Here is a 16,231-nt window from a genome sequence, read left to right as displayed (position 1 = left end):
AATCGTTCTACCGGTAGGCGAAGCTTCTCCCCACAGCGAGGACACGTCCATGAGCTCCAAGCCAATCCTGCGCGATCCTTCGCAGGACCAGCCGGATACTTCCGAGGCGAACCCGCGCGACGTGCCGACGGGCGAGGCCCCTCGCGCCGATGCGGAAATGGCGCGCGTGCTCAAGATCGCGCCAGTTCACATGGCCTCTGATCCCTCGAGCGGCGTGATCGCGTATTGGAAACATGCCGCGCTGCACGACGTCGTCGCGCCGATGGCCGACCACGTCCTCATGACCTTCCCCTCGGGCTCGCTACGCTTCGAGCGGCGCACCGGGAAATCGGTCGTGATCGGAACGGCGCGTCCCGGCACTGTGACGGTCATCCCGGCCGGATCGACGTCGCGCTGGGACATTCCTGAATCCTTGAACGTGATCCACCTCTATCTTCCACAGACAACGCTCGAGCGCGTTGCGCTGGAAGCCGGCACCGCTTCCGCAGCCGATCTGATGGATCGATCGGCGCATCCCGATCCCATTACATCCCGCCTGCTCCTGAGCGCGGCAGATGTACTTGAAGGCAGTGCCGCGCTGGATGCGCTGTTCAGGCAGCAATTGACAGATCTGCTGGCGACACGCCTGCTGGCCGCGCATGCGGGTTCACCTGTCGCGACACAGCCTGTCATCGGCGGTTTGTCGCCAACAGCGCTGCGCCGCGCCATCGAGCGTCTGCATTCAGACAGCGATGCGGATGTCTCGCTCGCAGCGCTCGCTTCGGAAGCCGGTCTGTCGCGCTTCCACTTCTGCCGTGCCTTCAAGGAGAGCACTGGGCTTTCACCTCATGCCTGGCTGCGCCAACACCGGCTCGAGCAGGCCATGAACATGCTGCGTGACAGCAACGAATCGATCGTGTCGGTCGCAGCCGCGCTTGGCTATTCCTCGCAAACCGCTTTCGCCGCGGCGTTCAGGAAGCTGACCGGCGAGACCCCGAGTGATTGGCGGCGACGAATGCGGTAGCAGCAATCGCTCTGCAATCGTGTCAATCGCTCTGGGGCAGTTGCAAGCCTGGTTCGCTAGATCATCGCTGTGTCCACGACTACGATCCACGGAGACAACGATGGTTTCGAAGAACGGCGTCAGCCCCCTTGCAATTCCACCGCGACGGAGAGTCGTCACGACCGCAGACGTATACGGAACGTCGTTGACCGTTCGCTTCATCTCCGGAGCGGGCGACGGCTGGCTGCCGCGCGGCAGTGAAAGCGTCGTGCAAACGTCGTCAATGCTGAATTGTTCGTCTCAGCCATAGAGCGCTCGGCGCCTTTCGCCGATCGAGCGCAACCCTGAAATATACTTTATTCTGAGGCGTCGGGATGACTGAGTCTAGAAAGCTTGCTGTGATATTCGCAGCGGACGTCGTCGGGTTCAGTCGAATGACCGGAGCGGACGAGGATCGCACGTTGGCGAGGCTGCGCGCACTTCGAAGCGACCTGATCGATCCGACGATCGCCATCCACGGCGGACGCGTCGTGAAGCGGACCGGCGATGGAGCCCTTGTGGAATTTCGGAGTGTCGTCGAAGCGGTCCGTTGCGGCATCGAGATTCAGAACTCAATGACTGAGCGCAATGCCGGTCTGCCGCCGGAGCGGCGCATTGAATTTCGCATTGGAATTCATCTCGGCGATGTTGTCGAGGAAAGTGACGGTGACCTGATGGGTGACGGGGTCAACATCGCGGCGCGCCTGGAGGGTGTTGCTCAACCTGGAGCCATATGTCTTTCGGAAGATGCCTACCGGCAGGTGAAATCGCGGTTCGATCTTGCAATCAGCGATCTTGGTGAGACCAAGCTCAAGAACATCGCCGAGCCGATGCGTATTTACTCGCTTCTGTTCGGAGATGCCGCAAAGACAACTGTGTTGAGGGGAGCTGCGACACTGGTCGCGCCCGGATTGTCATTGCCCGACAAGCCATCGATTGCGGTCTTGCCGTTTCAAAATATGAGCGGTGATCCTGAGCAGGAGTACTTTGCCGATGGCATCGTCGAAGACATCATCACGGCGTTGTCGCGATTTCGTCAGCTTTTCGTGATCGCTCGCAATTCGTCATTCGTCTACAACGGCCGGGCTGTCGACGTGAAGCAAGTAAGCCGTGACTTGGGCGTGCGCTATGTCCTTGAAGGGAGCGTGCGCAAGGCGGCGAACCGTATTCGTATAACGGCACAACTCATCGATGCCCCGACGGGGGTGCATCTCTGGGCGGAGCGTTTTGACGGTGGCCTGGAAGACATCTTCGACTTGCAGGACCAGGTCACGGCGCGCGTCGTGGGCGAAATCGCACCGAAGCTGGAGCAGGCCGAGATCGAGCGGGCAAAACACAAGCCGACCGACAATCTCGACGCCTACGACTACTACCTGCGTGGACGGGCGAACTTGAATCGGGGAACCAGGGATGCAACCGACGAGGCGCTGAGCCAATTCTATCAGGCGCTACAGATCGATCCGGATTTCGCGTCAGCCTACGCGATGGCGGCGTGGTGCCATTTCTGGCGCAAAGTCAACGGCTGGATGACCGATCGATTGCAGGAGATCACAGAGGGGGTCCGATTGGCCCGTCGGGCCGTCGAACTGGGTGAAGACGATGCCGTCGCACTTACGCGAAGCGGCCATGCGCTCGGCCATCTCGCTGGTGACCTCGTCGGCAGCATCGACCTGACCGACAAGGCGCTCGTTCTCAATCCGAACCTCGCGTCTGCTTGGTTCCTCGGCGGGTTCTTGAGAGTCTGGAACGGCGAACCGGATGGCGCCACGGAGTACTTCGAGCGCGCAATGCGTTTGAGCCCCCTCGACCCCGAAATGTATCGAATGCAGGCGGGAATGGCGATGGCGCATCTGTTCGCCGGACGTTTCGATACTGCGTCTTCATTGGCAGAGAAGGCATTCCGGCATTTGCCGAGCTTCCTGATGGTCGTCGGCATCGTCGCGGCGAGCCAAGCGCTTGCGGGCCATCAGGACGAGGCCCAGCGAGCAATGAATCAATTGCGCCAGCTTGATCCCACGTTGCGCCTCTCGAATCTTGCGGATTGGCTCCCCCATCCGCCGGCCGAAGGATCTCGCGACGTTCGCCGATGGCCTGAAAAAGGCTGGACTTCCCGAGTGAGCGGCAAAGCTGGATTTAAGCGATTGGCGACGACGCCGCAGTAGCCGCAATCGCTCTACAGGTCCAGCAATCGCTCTGGCGCAGTTGGAGCTCCGGTTCGCTAGATCATGAGCGCGCCCACGCCCCAACGGACGGAGACCAACATGATCTGGAAGAACTTCGTCAACCGGCTTCTAATCACGTCACGACGGAAAGGCCCCGCGACCGCACTCGTTTACGGACTTTCGCTGGGTATTCGCTTCACTTCAGCGACGAGGGAGGAGGTGGAAATTCCGGCGCAGTCCATGCAAGGGACCAATCCCGTAATTTCCATCATGGCCACGGCTGGTGCCCAGCTCCCCCAGCACGACTGGAGCCCGAGCCCAGCTCAGCTCGTTACCTTTCGCCGCGACTGGCGGCTGCCTTCCACGGGCTGCCGCGCGGCGTGTGAAGGCCCCGTGCCGACGTCGTCAATGCCGAACTGCCTTCCGTAAGCGTCCGACGGTCTTCGTCTCACACATTCGCGCCGTCGTCGACCGCAAGAAAGTTTCCGCGAATCAGAAGCGGCGGCGATGACGTGCGTATTACCCCCAAACCATAGGAGCAATCACATGCGAATAGTTATCATAGGCGCTGGCTTCGCCGGCATGTATGCCGCACTTTCTGCTGCCCGCCTGCGCGACATCCAGGGCGTTTCGCCCGAGGAGCTCGAGATCGCGCTGGTTGCGCCAGAGCCGACGCTGGTCATTCGCCCGCGGCTCTACGAACCGAAGCCTGAGACCCTGACCGCACCTCTTCTGGATGTCCTCAAAGCCATCGACGTTGTCTACGTACAAGGCAGCGCCGAGATGATCGACGCCAAAGCCCGCACCGTGGATATCGTTGCCGCCAAGGGTGCGCGAAAGACGCTCTCTTACGATCGGCTGGTCGTCGCTACCGGTAGCCGGTTATTCCGGCCGAACATTCCCGGCCTCGCCGAGCACGGGTTCAGCGTCGACAATCTCGACGACGCGATTGCCCTCGACCGGCACATTCACAGTCTGGCCGATCGGCCGGCAAGGAATGGGCGCGACACGGTCGTCGTTACCGGCGGCGGGTTCACCGGCATCGAGGTGGCGACGGAGATGCCCGCGCGGCTTCGTGCGATCCTTGGCAAGGATGCCAAGCCGCGCGTCGTTATCGTCGATCGAAACAGTGCGATCGCGCCCGATATGGGCGAAGGTCCCCGGCCCGTCATTGAGAACGCACTGCGCGAGCTCGGCGTGGAGACCCGGCTCGGTGCCGGCGTCGCAGCACTGGACAAATCCGGCATCACGCTTTCCGACGGCGAACGGATCGAAGCCGAGACCGTGATCTGGGCAGCAGGCTTTCGCGCCGCCCCGCTGACCCAGCAGATCCCCGCCGAGCGCGACAATTTCGGCCGGCTGCTTGTCGACCGCGATTTGCGCGTGCCTTCGGTACCAGGCGTCTTTGCCACCGGCGATGCCGCTCGCGCGGCATGCGACGATATCGGCAATTATGCGCTGATGTCGTGCCAGCACGCCACGCGGATGGGAGCCTTTGCCGGAAACAATGCCGCCGCCGAGCTCCTCGGTGTCGCGACCAAGCCGTATCACCAGAAGGCCTACGTCACCTGTCTCGATCTCGGAGAAGCCGGCGCGCTGTTCACGCGCGGCTGGGAGCGGAAGGTCGAGATGGTCGGCGACGTCGCGAAGAAGACCAAGCAGGAGATCAACACTGTGTGGATCTATCCACCGCGGGCCGAGCGTGCTGCTGCGCTGGCGTCGGCCAATCCAGAGCATGTCACTGACGTGCAGTGACTCTCGCAGATGAGCCGCGCTTCTCATCCGGCAGCGCGGCTCGCTCACCATCGACCAACCTGGAGCTCACCACGATGAAACAAGAGACCTTGCGCGCGACTGCGTTCGCCATGCCGTTGACCAACCCGGCGTTTCCACCCGGCCCCTACCGCTTCATCAACCGCGAGTACTTCATCATCCAGTATCGGACGGATCCCGAGGCGCTGCGGCGGATTGTGCCGGCACCGCTCGAGCTTACCGATCCAGTGGTGAACTACGAGTTCATCCGGATGCCCGATTCAACCGGCTTCGGCGACTACACCGAAAGCGGTCAGGTCATTCCGGTGTCCTACCAGGGCGAGGCCGGCAGCTTCACCCACCAGATGTTCCTCAACGATCATCCGCCCATTGCAGGCGGGCGTGAAATCTGGGGCTTTCCCAAGAAGCTGGCGCAGCCGAAGCTCGCCGTCGAGATCGACACCCTGGTCGGTACCTTGAACTACGGCTCGGTTCGCGTTGCCACCGGTACCATGGGCTACAAGCACCGCACGCTCGAGGCGGCCGTCGAAGCCAGGAAGCTTGCGGCGCCCAACTTCCTGCTCAAGATCATCCCGCATGTCGACGGCACGGCGCGCATCTGCGAACTCGTGCGCTACCACCTCGAAGACATCACCGTGAAAGGCGCCTGGACCGGTCCGGCTGCGCTGGATCTGTGCTCGCATGCCCTGGCTCCCGTCGCCGAGCTGCCGGTGCTTCAGGTCCTGTCGGCCAAGCACATCGTCGCCGACCTCACCCTCGGACTTGGCACCGTGGTCCACGATTATCTGGCCCCGGGCGAGACGGTACGGCGCCACGGGTCGCGGTCCGGAATCCTGGCCGAGACGAATGCGGGTTGATCGAGATCATTCAAAATATCGGAGTTTCAAAAATGTTGAACGTGATGCGCGAGCAATCCAGTTCTGTTGCGCAGCAGACCAAGCCGCTGCCATACGATGTCGTCGCCCTGGTGTTGCAGGGGGGCGGAGCACTGGGGGCCTATCAGGCCGGCGTCTACGAGGGCCTGCACGAGGCCGGTATCCGGCCGAACTGGCTGGCCGGCATTTCGATCGGCGCACTCAACGCCGCCATCGTCGCCGGCTCGCCTGAAGCCGAACGCGTGGCACGGCTGCGCGAGTTCTGGGAGACCATCTGTGCCCGTTCGATCGAGTGGCCCGCCGGCGAAGGGTTGGCCAATGCCTTGCCCTTTGCGTTCGATATCAAATCGGTGCGCAACGCGATGGCGGCGACGAGGGCCCTGGTCCAGGGTCAGCCCGGTTTCTTCAAGCCGCGCTTCCCGTCGCCGCTCTGGTCGCCGTTCTCGGGCGATGCCGCGACCAGCTTCTACGACACGGCACCACTACACCAGACGCTAGAGCGGCTCGTCGACTTCGATCGGTTGAACTCGGGTGAGGTGCGCGTGAGCGTCGGCGCGGTCAACGTCCGCACCGGCAATTTGACCTATTTCGACACCGCCGAGCGCCGGCTGGGGCCGAAGCATTTTATGGCCTCCGGCGCGCTGCCGCCGGGATTCCCCGCCGTCGAAATTGAAGGCGAGCACTACTGGGATGGCGGCGTGGTGTCCAATACGCCTCTTTCCCGCGTGTTGTCTGGCGAGCCGTGTGACACGCTGACATTCCAGATCGATCTCTGGTCGGCCAGGGGCCGCGTTCCCTACGACATGATGGAAGTGTCGAGCCGGCAGAAGGACATCCAGTATTCGAGCCGCACACGCGCCGTCACGGACCAGGCGCTGCGGATGCAGAAGATGCGCCAGGCGTTGCAGCGGACAATTGCGAAGCTGCCGGAAAGCGCCAAGGACGATCCTGAGATCCGCGCGATCGCGGAGATGGCCCGCCATCGCTCCTACAACATCGTCCACCTGATCTATCAGACCAAGATCCACGAGGGTCATTCCAGGGACTACGAATTCGGACTGAGCGCGATGCGCGCACATTGGCAGAGCGGGCTCGATGATATCCGCCGCACATTGGCGGATCCAAGCCGTCTGGACCCGCCGTCACCGGAGCTCGGCATCATCACCCATGACGTTCATCGCCGCGATTGAGCTCCCGGCAGAGTTTCATCTCTCAAAGCATCGAAAGGAATTCTCATGTTGAAGGACAAGGTAGCGATCGTCACCGGATCGACCAGCGGCATTGGGCTGGGGATCGCCAGAGAACTGGCAAGGCTTGGCGCCGATCTGGTGTTGAACGGCTTCGGCGATGCCGGCGAGATCGAGGCGATTCGCAAGGGCATCGAACGCGACCACGGCGTGCGCGCCGTCTATGACGGCGCCGACATGTCGAAGGGAGACGCCGTACGCGGGTTGATCGCCGCGACGATCGAGAAATTCGGACGCCTCGACATCCTGGTGAACAATGCCGGCATCCAGTTCACGGCGCCGGTGGAAGAATTCCCCGCGGCCAAGTGGGACGCAATCCTCGGCATCAATCTGTCGGCCGCGTTTCACGGTATCGCGGCGGCGTTGCCGCGGATGAAAACGCAACGCTGGGGGCGGATCGTCAACATCGCCTCCGCGCACGGCCTTGTCGCTTCAATCCACAAGGCCGCCTATGTCGCGGCCAAGCACGGGCTGGTCGGCCTGACCAAGGTGGTTGGCCTCGAGACCGCCGGAAGCGGCGTGACCTGCAATGCGGTCTGTCCCGGCTGGGTGCGAACGCCGCTGGTCGAAAAGCAGATCAGCGACATCGCGGCGCAACGCGGCATCAGTCAAAAGGAAGCCGCCGAGGAGCTCCTGTCCGAAAAACAGCCGTCTCTGGATTTTGCCTCCCCGGAGCAGCTTGGCGGCACAGTCGCGTTCCTGTGCTCCGCCGCGGCGGACCAGATTACGGGCACCGCAATCTCTGTAGATGGCGGCTGGACCGCCCGGTGACCCCGAGTGAATGGGCGTAGGCGTCAATTGCAGGAGAGTGTCGTGGCGCATCTCAACAAGAAAAAGATGGTCGGCTTGGTGCTATGCCTCGGCGCCGTCGCCGTCGTGGCCGGGGGCTGGGTCTATGCCCGTTCAAACGAGACGTTCACCGATAACGCCTACATTCGCGGCGACATGACCTCGCTCGCGCCGAAGGTTGCGGGCTACGTCATGACCGTCGAGGTCGAGGACAACCAGACCGTCCGGGCGGGTGACATCCTGTTCCGGATCGACGATCGGGACTACCGCGCACGGCTTGCGCAAGCAGTGGCCAATGTCGAGGCTGCGCAAGCTCGCCTCACCAATGTCGACGCTGAGACCCGACTTCAGCATGCCCTGGTCCGGCAGGCCGAAGCCCAGAGGCGTTCGACAGTGGCCGAGATGAACCTGGCGATCAAGGCCTCCGATCGCCGCCGCGAACTCATCCGCACCAGCGCTGTCAGCCAGGCCCAGGTCGATGAAAGCGACGCGGCGCTATCGAGAGCCGAGGCGGGCGTATCGGCGGCGTCGGCAACGGTGGAGGCCCAGCAGCAACGCATCGCCGTCCTCGCCAGTCAGCGCGAAGCTGCCGTTGCCGCCGTGGCGCAGGCACAGGCCGCACGCGATCTCGCCCAAATCGATCTCGACCACACCGTCGTGCGCGCGCCGGTCAGCGGCGTTATCGGCAATCGTCAGGTCCGTATTGGCCGGCTTGTGGCGCCGGGCGCCTCCCTGCTTGACATCGTTCCGGTCAACGATGTCTGGGTCGTGGCGAATTTCAAGGAAACACAGATCGAACATATCCAGCCCGGTCAGCGTGTCCACATCACGATCGACGGCTACCCGAACCAGACGCTTGAAGGCGTGGTGGACAGCTTTGCGCCAGGCAGCGGGTCTGCCTTCAGCCTTCTTCCCACCGACAATGCGACAGGGAACTTCATTCGCGTGGTTCAGCGCGTCCCGGTGAAGATCCGGTTTGCCAGCAATCCATTGGCCGGCCGTCTCGTGCCCGGTCTGTCCGCGCGTGTCGAGATTAATCTGGGAAGTGGCTCATGACCACGACGATCGCCGCCACGCCGAGCCGCGACAGTGCTGCGACAGGAACCCTTCTCGTCGCAGGCATTGTGCTTGCCACGTTGACGGAGGCGATCGCCGGCACCGTCCTGTCGCTCGGGCGCAACGATATCATCGGGGACACCTATGCAACGCCTGATGAGTTCGCCTGGCTGGACGTCGGATACACCGCTCTGAAGCTAATCGGCTTCATGGTCGCCCCTTGGCTGATGACCCGAGTCAATCCGCGCAGCTTGATCATCGGTTCAACGCTGGTCATGGGTACGGCATGCGGCATCGCTGCCATCACAGCTCGGTTGGACCTGCTGGTCGCGCTCCGCATGATACAAGGTCTCTGCGGCGGCACCTTGCTTGTCGCGGGCCAAGCCACCATTTTCCTCACCTATCCGCGGTCCCACCAGCCGATTCTTCAAGCGCTATTTGCGATGGGGTCGGTCGTCGCTCCCGCGACGATCACCCCGGCTCTCCAGGGATGGCTGGTCGACAGCCAGTCCTGGACATGGATTTTCTTCAGCGTCGTTCCGGTGGCCCTAACCGCCGCCGGACTCCTGTTGATCGCGGACGGCCCGTGGCCTGGTACGGCCGTGCGCCGTCCGTTTGACTGGATCGGCCTCTTGCTGATCTCGGTCACGCTTTTCTGCTTCGCCTATGTCCTCAGCCAGGGCAGCCGGTGGCTCTGGCTCGAAGAGCCTCGCATCCTGTGGCTGACGTTAATCGGCGCAGCCACTCTGCTGGCATTTCTCGGGCAACAAGTGATGGCCAAAGGCAGAGGCCTTCTCGATTTCACCTTGTTCAAATCGGAGGATTTTTGCTTCGCGTTCATTGTCAGCTTTGTCGCCGGCGCCGCACTGTTCGGGAGCGCGTACCTTATTCCGTCGTTTGCCGTGACCGTTCTCGCGTTCAGGCCTACCGACGCCGGCCAACTCTTGCTGCCAAGCGGCGCGTTTTTCATCGGCACGCTCCTCTTGGCGGCCTTCCTCATGCAGGTCCGCCGCGTGCCGCCGGTCGCAACCGTGCCTTTCGGCATCCTGATGATCATGGTGGCGATGTGGATGCTGTCCGGCTCGACCAGCGAAAGCGGGGCGGACGACATGATGGCAGCCATCCTGTTGCGGGGCCTGGGCCTCGGCTTCCTGTTTCTGTCGATCACACTGATCGCTTTCAGCAACCTCAACAACCGCAACCGCGCGTCCGGCATAGGTCTTTTCAATACAGGTCGCCAGTTTGGTGGCCTCATGGGAGTCGCCGGATTGCAGACCCTGATCGACCATAACGTCACCGCCAATGTCGCAGTGCTCGGCGCCAGCGTCACCACTGGCGTTCCCGCGGTTATCGAGCGGCTGACGACGACGACAGCCATGCTCGCTGCAAGAGGAATGGACGGGGTTGCCGCCAGCCGGGCTGCCACGAGCCTGCTGGGCCGGGTCGTCACAGGACAATCCACCGTGATCGCCTTCGACACGGCGTTCAACGCGGTCGCCCTGCTTTTTGTAATCGCCGCACCTGTGCTGGTCACGATCAAGATCGGATTGGCTCGATACGCGACGAAACATCATAAGCTGAGAAGCCAAAACATGAGACATCCCATGCCGAACTCCGCTCGATCGAACAATGCTGAATTGAGGCCAAACACCCGCACCCGAGATCCTGCTGGCGATCAGGAAAGCGTCGCTGCATAGCGGGGTAATCGTCAAGGGAAGCACTGAAGGCGCTGTTGTTCCGAAACTACCACCGTCGCCGCCGGCGGCGGAGATGGCCTAGTCGGTCGCCGCGTCCAGGTCGAGGCAACAGGGCGCTGAGGCTTGGGCGCAGCGGGCTAGCCGAATTGCTGGTAGCCAGGACCGTAGGTTCGCACGTGCCGAAATGAAAAGCAGGTTGTACCTTCAATGGGGATTGACTGACACTCTCTCCCGCCAACCACGCATTGGCTCAACGAGTTCTGGTGGCAAACGAGCCATGATGAACGTCGAACGAAACGTCCAACAAAACGTCCAACATGGAAAGCGGGAAATTTGTTTAAGTCATTGATTATACAACTGTAATATGTTCGCAAATTTTGAAGCGGAGCGCTTCACCCGCTCCAATGTTCTCAGCAGCTTAGGCGTTTCATTCCGACACGTCGCGCTTTGCCGACGACCATCGGCATTTGTCCCTGTGCTTTCGCCATGACCCCACACACGTTGTCAAAACTATCGCAATGGTCTGAACAGGCCCCGCCGCTGCCGGCATGTTCGATGACGTGGACGTGGCTCAGGCTCTTCGGTGGTTGAGATATCGAAGAGCGAGCCTGATGAAATTGTGCACCACCATCGACGTCTCGTCCTCCCTGAACACCAGAAACACATCGGCCGCGGGCGGCGAGGGCCTGATCGGGCGGAATACGATGTCGGTGGTTGTGAACCGCGCAATCGACTGCGGCACGAGTGCCACGCCAAAACCTGCGGCAATCAGACTTGGGATCGACTGGGCGTCGACGACTTGCTGGGAAACCTTTGGAAGAAAGCCGGCGTCGACACAGCACTTCTGCACGTAGCGGGCGAAATCGGAGCTGTCCGGATCCAGGACGACGTGATCCTCGGAGGCGAGATCACCGAGGGCGATGCGCTTGCGTTGCGCCAGCCGATGGCTGCGGGGCACGGCCAGAACGACCTCTTCGCGCCACGCCAGCTTGCTGGTCAGGTCGCGTTCGGCGGGAATGCCGCGAATGAGACAGATGTTGGTGGTACGGCCAAGGAGCGCGGCGATCTGCAGCGCCGGCGCCTGCTCATGCACGGTCATCTTGACCAATGGTGCGACCTTCCGGTAGGCCGCGAGCAGCTCGGCGAGACGCCCGCGCAAGATCGAGCCGGTCGCCCCGACATCCAGCGTTCCGACCAAGCCGGCGCCTATCGACCGGACCTCGTCTTCGGTGGCTTTGACCTGCTGCAGGATCGCGCGCCCCCGCACCAGCATGGCTTCTCCGGCCTGCGTCAACTCAACCCTTCGGCTGGTCCTGTAGAGGAGCTGGGTCCCGAGTTCGGCCTCGAGCGCCTGGATATGTTGGCTGAGCGGCGGCTGCGAGAGGTTCAGCCGTCGGGCGGCGAGGGTAAAGCTCCGCTCTTCGGCAACCGCGATGAAGTACCGGAGCTGGCGCAGATCCATAGCGAAACCCTATCAATCGTGTCGTTCTATATATTGGACTTGGCAACGAGGCTGGTCAACGAATGACCGGCGGAGACCTCTCGCGTGCTGCCGCGACCGAATGGCTCCGTCCGCGGCGACTTCGCGTCGCCGCCAACGATAAGAGTGGCGAAGGCTAAAGGCCGACCAAGCCAGACAAATGGAAGCCCAGCGAGCGAGGAAAGCCATGCCCAAGATTTTCAAGTCACTCTTCTTCCAAGTGGTCGTTGCACTTCTGGCCGGTATCGCTCTCGGGATGGCCTATCCGGACACCGCATTGCAGATGAAGCCCCTGGGCGACGGCTTCATCAAGCTGATCAAGATGCTGGTGCCCGTCATCGTGTTCTGCGTGGTGGTGCAGGGAATATCGGCGGCCGGCGACCTTTCAAAGGTTGGAAGGGTCGGCATTCGCTCGCTGCTCTATTTCGAGATCGTCACCACCATCGCCCTGATGTTCGGCATTGCGCTTGCTTATTATTTCCAGCCCGGCGCCGGAATGAACATCGATCCGAGGACGCTGGACGCCAAGGCGCTCAGCGGATTCAGCCAGACCGCGGCTCAGGTCGCCGGCGGGGGCGTCTCCGAATTCCTGATGAAGCTCATCCCGTCGACCATCGTCGGCGCCTTCAGCTCCGGCGATGTTCTGCAGGTCCTGATCGTGTCGATCATGTTTGGCTGCGCCATGTCGTTGTGCGGCGAGCGCGCGAGGCCGGTGGTCGATTTCGTCGAGCGGGTGAACGAGATCATCTTCAAGATGATGAACTTCGTCGTCCGGCTCGCCCCGCTCGGAGTCTTCGGTGCGATCGCCTTCACTGTCGGCAAGTATGGCATCGGTTCGCTCAAGCAGCTCGGGGGACTGGTTGCCCTGTTCTATCTGGCGGTGTTCTTCTTCGTGGTCATCGTGCTCGGCGCGATCATGCGGCTCTCGGGCTTCAGCCTGTTCAAGTTGCTCGTCTATCTGCGTGAAGAGCTGATGATCGTTCTCGGCACGGCCGCAGGCGACAGCGTGCTTCCGCAGACCATGCGCAAGCTCGAACAGCTCGGGATCAAGCGGTCGACGGTCGGTTTGGTCATCCCAACGGGGTACTCATTCAATCTGGATGCCTTCTCGATCTACCTGACCCTGGCGGCGGTCTTCATTGCCCAGGCGACGAACACACCGCTCGCCACAGGCGATCTCCTGGCGATCCTCGGCGTCGCGTTGCTGACCTCCAAGGGGGCTCATGGCGTCCCGGGCTCGGCCATTGTCGTCCTCGCGGCGACGCTGGCTGCCATTCCGGCCATCCCGGCGATCGGACTGGTGCTGATCTTGTCGGTGGACTGGTTCATCGGCATCGCCCGCGCGCTCGGCAATTATGTCGGAAACTGCGTTGCTACGGTCGTCGTCGCCTCGTGGGAGGGAGACCTCGATCGCGCGAAGGCGCATCGCATCCTCGATGGTGAGGTCGTTCCTTCAAGCGAGAACGTGCAGATCGATACGGCCGACGCGAGCGCTCCCGTCGCGGGCCTGCAGACGCTTTGAACGCAGAGGCATTTGGTTGACGATGGTGACACTCTCGATTGAGCCGTTGACGAGGCAGGCGTTCGCTCCGTTCGGAGAGGTCGTCGAAACGGAAGGGTTGACGGCCCTGTCGATCAACCAGGGCTATGCCGAGCGCTACAACGAACTCGCCACTATCGATGTCGGCGCGGAAGGCGGACAAATCAACATCGGCTGGTTTGTCGCCTCTGCGCGCCCCGCGCCGATCGCCATTCGCCTGATGGAGCGTCATCCACTTGGAAGCCAGCTGTTCATGCCCTTGAACGGAGGGGACTGGCTGGTCGTCGTCTGCACCGACCCGCAAACACCCTCGAGCTATCGCGCGTTCGCTGCCAAGGGCAACCAAGGCGTGAATTATGCCCGAAACTGTTGGCACCACCCGCTTCTGGTTCTCAAGGACGCAAGCTCGTTCCTCGTCGTCGATCGAAAGGGTGATGGTGACAATCTCGAAGAATATTGGCTGGACGAGACGATGCAACTCGATCTCAGGACAGCCGCAAGCTGACCCCGGTAACATCCACGAGGCTTCATGATGTCATCGCAAACTTATCACATCCCCCAAGGGGGCCTTCCGCCCCAGACGGACCTTTTGAGTGGCCGGGCGGTCTTTACGAACGCCTACGCCGTCATCCCAAACGGCGTGCAGCGCGATATCGTCGTCAGCCATCTGCCGCACTGGGACGACACGCGCGTTTGGGTGCTGGCGCGACCGCTCTCCGGATTCGCCGAGACGTTCTCCCATTATCTCATGGAGATCGCGCCTGGTGGAGGAAGTGAGATTCCCGAGCCGGACAAAGACGCCGAGGGCGCGTTGTTCGTCGTGGGCGGCAGGTTGGTCCTTACACTGGCGGACAGGGAGCGTGAACTCAGGCCCGGCGGCTTCGCCTATCTGCCACCCGGCTGCGCCTGGAGCATTCGCAACCGGGACCAGAGCCCGGCACAGCTTCACTGGATCCGCAAGCTGTATCAGCGCGTGCCCGGATTGGCCGAGCCCGAGGTGATCGTGACCCATGCAGACTCGGTTGAACCGGTAGCGATGCCGGGCACCGAGGGAAGGTGGGCAACCACGCGCTTCATCGATCCGGCCGATATGCGGCATGACATGCACATCAATATCGTCACGTTCGAGCCGGGTGCGACGATCCCCTTTGCAGAGACGCACGTCATGGAGCACGGATTATATGTCCTCGAGGGCAAGGCCGTGTACCGTCTTAATCGGGACTGGGTCGAGGTCGAGGCCGGAGACTATATGTGGCTGCGCGCCTTCTGCCCGCAGGCCTGCTACGCAGGAGGCCCCGGTCGGTTTCGCTATCTGCTTTACAAGGACGTCAACCGGCACATGAATCTGCGGCAGGGAGCTCCGCTGATCTAACTTCGAATAACGTCAGTTTCGGGCAAGTCGGCTTCGGGTAGGGCCCCCGCTCCAATCGCCCCCAAAAGGGGAGCGGGTGATACGCTTCGGAATAATTTTTCCAGCATTTGCATAGCGCTTTTCCTGCCGGCTTCAGAATTGGAAGCTTAGTCGGGCATTAGTCCGGTTCTCGACGCTCCATTCGAGCGGCTTTTCGTCGGCCAGAAGGCGAACAATCAAGCGCTCCTGCTTTGCGCGTTGCGTTTGAGTTGCTGTTGCTTGTACTCGGCTTGCACGGCTGGGTCGTCGTTGCTTCCACGAATAGTGTCCGCATCCCCCGTGCTGCCGTCGAGGCCTTTTGCCGCTGCGATGTGCTCTTTCAGATTGGAGGCCGCCGACTGGATGTAAGATTTGAGATATTTGTCGAGGATGCCTTTGCCCGGATCATCCAATTCTTTTGTCAATGCTTGTAGGTAGGCGGGTTTATCCGTCGAGGCCCAATCGATACTGAAACCGGCGCGTTGAGCCAGCACGGAGTGAACCACCATGATCGTGCGACCATTGCCGTCCAGGAAAGGATGACCGTGAGCGAGATAGCCCATGACCTCTCCGGGTTTTTCGCGCATGGTATTGGAATCGTTGCCGAGCTTCAGAGCGTGTTCGATCGCGTTTTGAATATACCCGGGATGTGCGAACAGAATGCCGCCCCGGCTCACGGCGATATTCGGCGCCGTTTGAAGGCGATCCTGCCCAGCCCACGGATACATAGCTTCGAATAGGGTCTTGTGCGTGATCAGTACGTCCGCGTAGGTCAGGGTCTTCTTTTTCTGAAGAGCGGCGAACGCGTCGTCGATCCCAGTCGTGAAAGAGGCATGTTCGAGCCTCCGTACAATCGCAGGGTCTTTCTCTTCGGCAAGATTACGTAGGTATCCGCGCGCTTCGAAGTCGCCGAAAGGATCGAAAGTCACGATCGGGCTTCACGAAGATAGCGGGCCTGAAGAAGGATCATTTCGGAGCGTGTAATCCGCTCGGCGCGGACCAAACCAATGAGCAGCTGTTCGATCTCGTCCAGCTCGACCGTATCGCCAGCTAGGCGCGAGATATCATGAGCTAAGCGGTCGCTAGGACCCTCAGAGTAGGACACGTGGAACGTCCGCGCGAGGGTCCGAATGTGCTCTGCTGTCGAGGTGGCGGTTAGCTTGTCCATGTTCATAGTATAACACTTCTTAGCTGAGATTAC

At 61.5% G+C, this 16,231-nt stretch carries 14 protein-coding genes and 1 pseudogene; 12 read left to right on the top strand and 3 right to left on the bottom strand.

From position 1 onward, the window contains the following. Positions 1 to 49: 49 nt before the first annotated feature. The 9 genes and pseudogenes from BLV07_RS21405 (at position 50) to BLV07_RS21365 (ending at position 10,620) form a co-directional block, all read left to right on the top strand. Positions 50 to 1,003, top strand: a complete 954-nt coding sequence (locus BLV07_RS21405; RefSeq protein ID WP_091889240.1) for a helix-turn-helix transcriptional regulator — start codon at positions 50 to 52, stop codon at positions 1,001 to 1,003. Between the two features lie 353 nt (positions 1,004 to 1,356). Next, positions 1,357 to 3,139: pseudogene (locus BLV07_RS21400) on the top strand (adenylate/guanylate cyclase domain-containing protein). A 143-nt stretch (positions 3,140 to 3,282) separates the two neighbouring features. Beyond that, entirely contained in the window at positions 3,283 to 3,612 is a 330-nt protein-coding gene (locus tag BLV07_RS21395; protein WP_091889495.1) for a hypothetical protein, read from the top strand. A gap of 117 nt (positions 3,613 to 3,729) precedes the next feature. Continuing rightward, positions 3,730 to 4,938: an NAD(P)/FAD-dependent oxidoreductase gene (locus BLV07_RS21390; protein WP_091889238.1), complete on the top strand. Its 1,209-nt coding sequence runs from the start codon at positions 3,730 to 3,732 to the stop codon at positions 4,936 to 4,938. 74 nt (positions 4,939 to 5,012) lie between these two features. Further along, complete coding sequence (locus BLV07_RS21385) at positions 5,013 to 5,813, top strand: acetoacetate decarboxylase (RefSeq protein WP_091889236.1); 801 nt, start codon at positions 5,013 to 5,015, stop codon at positions 5,811 to 5,813. 32 nt (positions 5,814 to 5,845) lie between these two features. Next, the gene (locus tag BLV07_RS21380) at positions 5,846 to 7,021 is read left to right on the top strand and encodes a DUF3734 domain-containing protein (RefSeq protein ID WP_176945676.1); all 1,176 of its coding nucleotides are present in this window, start codon (positions 5,846 to 5,848) and stop codon (positions 7,019 to 7,021) included. Between the two features lie 45 nt (positions 7,022 to 7,066). After that, a complete protein-coding gene (locus tag BLV07_RS21375; RefSeq protein ID WP_091889234.1) occupies positions 7,067 to 7,849 on the top strand; it encodes a 3-hydroxybutyrate dehydrogenase in 783 nt (260 codons plus the stop codon). A 66-nt stretch (positions 7,850 to 7,915) separates the two neighbouring features. After that, on the top strand, positions 7,916 to 8,923 hold the full coding sequence (locus tag BLV07_RS21370) for an HlyD family secretion protein (RefSeq protein WP_091889491.1): 1,008 nt from the start codon (positions 7,916 to 7,918) through the stop codon (positions 8,921 to 8,923). Then, entirely contained in the window at positions 8,920 to 10,620 is a 1,701-nt protein-coding gene (locus BLV07_RS21365) for an MFS transporter (protein ID WP_091889232.1), read from the top strand. Before BLV07_RS21370 ends, BLV07_RS21365 begins: the two co-directional genes overlap by 4 nt. A 571-nt stretch (positions 10,621 to 11,191) precedes the next feature. Here BLV07_RS21365 and BLV07_RS21360 read toward each other — a convergent pair. Then, positions 11,192 to 12,082, bottom strand: a complete 891-nt coding sequence (locus BLV07_RS21360; RefSeq protein WP_091889230.1) for a LysR substrate-binding domain-containing protein — start codon at positions 12,080 to 12,082, stop codon at positions 11,192 to 11,194. A gap of 205 nt (positions 12,083 to 12,287) precedes the next feature. Between BLV07_RS21360 and BLV07_RS21355 the strand changes: the two genes are divergently transcribed. The 3 genes from BLV07_RS21355 to BLV07_RS21345 are packed head-to-tail and all read left to right on the top strand — an operon-like array spanning position 12,288 to position 15,012. Continuing rightward, positions 12,288 to 13,622, top strand: coding sequence for a C4-dicarboxylate transporter DctA (locus tag BLV07_RS21355; protein ID WP_091889228.1), 1,335 nt, complete (start codon positions 12,288 to 12,290; stop codon positions 13,620 to 13,622). A gap of 22 nt (positions 13,623 to 13,644) precedes the next feature. Further along, positions 13,645 to 14,145 carry an ureidoglycolate lyase gene (locus BLV07_RS21350; protein WP_091889226.1) on the top strand — a complete coding sequence of 167 codons (501 nt, stop codon included), beginning with the start codon at positions 13,645 to 13,647 and terminating at the stop codon, positions 14,143 to 14,145. A 27-nt stretch (positions 14,146 to 14,172) separates the two neighbouring features. Continuing rightward, a complete protein-coding gene (locus BLV07_RS21345) occupies positions 14,173 to 15,012 on the top strand; it encodes a bifunctional allantoicase/(S)-ureidoglycine aminohydrolase (RefSeq protein ID WP_091889489.1) in 840 nt (279 codons plus the stop codon). A gap of 215 nt (positions 15,013 to 15,227) precedes the next feature. Here BLV07_RS21345 and BLV07_RS21340 read toward each other — a convergent pair whose 3' ends face one another. Both BLV07_RS21340 and BLV07_RS21335 read right to left on the bottom strand, forming a co-directional pair. Then, complete coding sequence (locus BLV07_RS21340; protein ID WP_091889224.1) at positions 15,228 to 15,959, bottom strand: Fic/DOC family protein; 732 nt, start codon at positions 15,957 to 15,959, stop codon at positions 15,228 to 15,230. Beyond that, complete coding sequence (locus BLV07_RS21335) at positions 15,956 to 16,204, bottom strand: hypothetical protein (RefSeq protein WP_091889222.1); 249 nt, start codon at positions 16,202 to 16,204, stop codon at positions 15,956 to 15,958. Before BLV07_RS21335 ends, BLV07_RS21340 begins: the two co-directional genes overlap by 4 nt. Positions 16,205 to 16,231: the final 27 nt, after the last annotated feature.

The organism is Bradyrhizobium sp. Rc2d (assembly GCF_900099855.1).
Taxonomy (GTDB): Bacteria; Pseudomonadota; Alphaproteobacteria; order Rhizobiales; family Xanthobacteraceae; genus Bradyrhizobium.
This window is presented reverse-complemented; position numbering and strand designations above follow the sequence as displayed.

What these genes read in the sequence shown, in the direction of transcription:
- BLV07_RS21350 (WP_091889226.1), top strand. Translation starts at nt 13,645, where the DNA reads ATGGTGACACTCTCGATTGAGCCGTTGACGAGGCAGGCGTTCGCTCCG.
- BLV07_RS21345 (WP_091889489.1), top strand. Translation starts at nt 14,173, where the DNA reads ATGTCATCGCAAACTTATCACATCCCCCAAGGGGGCCTTCCGCCCCAG.
- BLV07_RS21390 (WP_091889238.1), top strand. Translation starts at nt 3,730, where the DNA reads ATGCGAATAGTTATCATAGGCGCTGGCTTCGCCGGCATGTATGCCGCA.
- BLV07_RS21355 (WP_091889228.1), top strand. Translation starts at nt 12,288, where the DNA reads ATGCCCAAGATTTTCAAGTCACTCTTCTTCCAAGTGGTCGTTGCACTT.
- BLV07_RS21335 (WP_091889222.1), bottom strand. Translation starts at nt 16,204, where the DNA reads ATGAACATGGACAAGCTAACCGCCACCTCGACAGCAGAGCACATTCGG.
- BLV07_RS21370 (WP_091889491.1), top strand. Translation starts at nt 7,916, where the DNA reads ATGGTCGGCTTGGTGCTATGCCTCGGCGCCGTCGCCGTCGTGGCCGGG.
- BLV07_RS21375 (WP_091889234.1), top strand. Translation starts at nt 7,067, where the DNA reads ATGTTGAAGGACAAGGTAGCGATCGTCACCGGATCGACCAGCGGCATT.
- BLV07_RS21365 (WP_091889232.1), top strand. Translation starts at nt 8,920, where the DNA reads ATGACCACGACGATCGCCGCCACGCCGAGCCGCGACAGTGCTGCGACA.
- BLV07_RS21380 (WP_176945676.1), top strand. Translation starts at nt 5,846, where the DNA reads ATGTTGAACGTGATGCGCGAGCAATCCAGTTCTGTTGCGCAGCAGACC.
- BLV07_RS21405 (WP_091889240.1), top strand. Translation starts at nt 50, where the DNA reads ATGAGCTCCAAGCCAATCCTGCGCGATCCTTCGCAGGACCAGCCGGAT.
- BLV07_RS21360 (WP_091889230.1), bottom strand. Translation starts at nt 12,082, where the DNA reads ATGGATCTGCGCCAGCTCCGGTACTTCATCGCGGTTGCCGAAGAGCGG.
- BLV07_RS21385 (WP_091889236.1), top strand. Translation starts at nt 5,013, where the DNA reads ATGAAACAAGAGACCTTGCGCGCGACTGCGTTCGCCATGCCGTTGACC.
- BLV07_RS21395 (WP_091889495.1), top strand. Translation starts at nt 3,283, where the DNA reads ATGATCTGGAAGAACTTCGTCAACCGGCTTCTAATCACGTCACGACGG.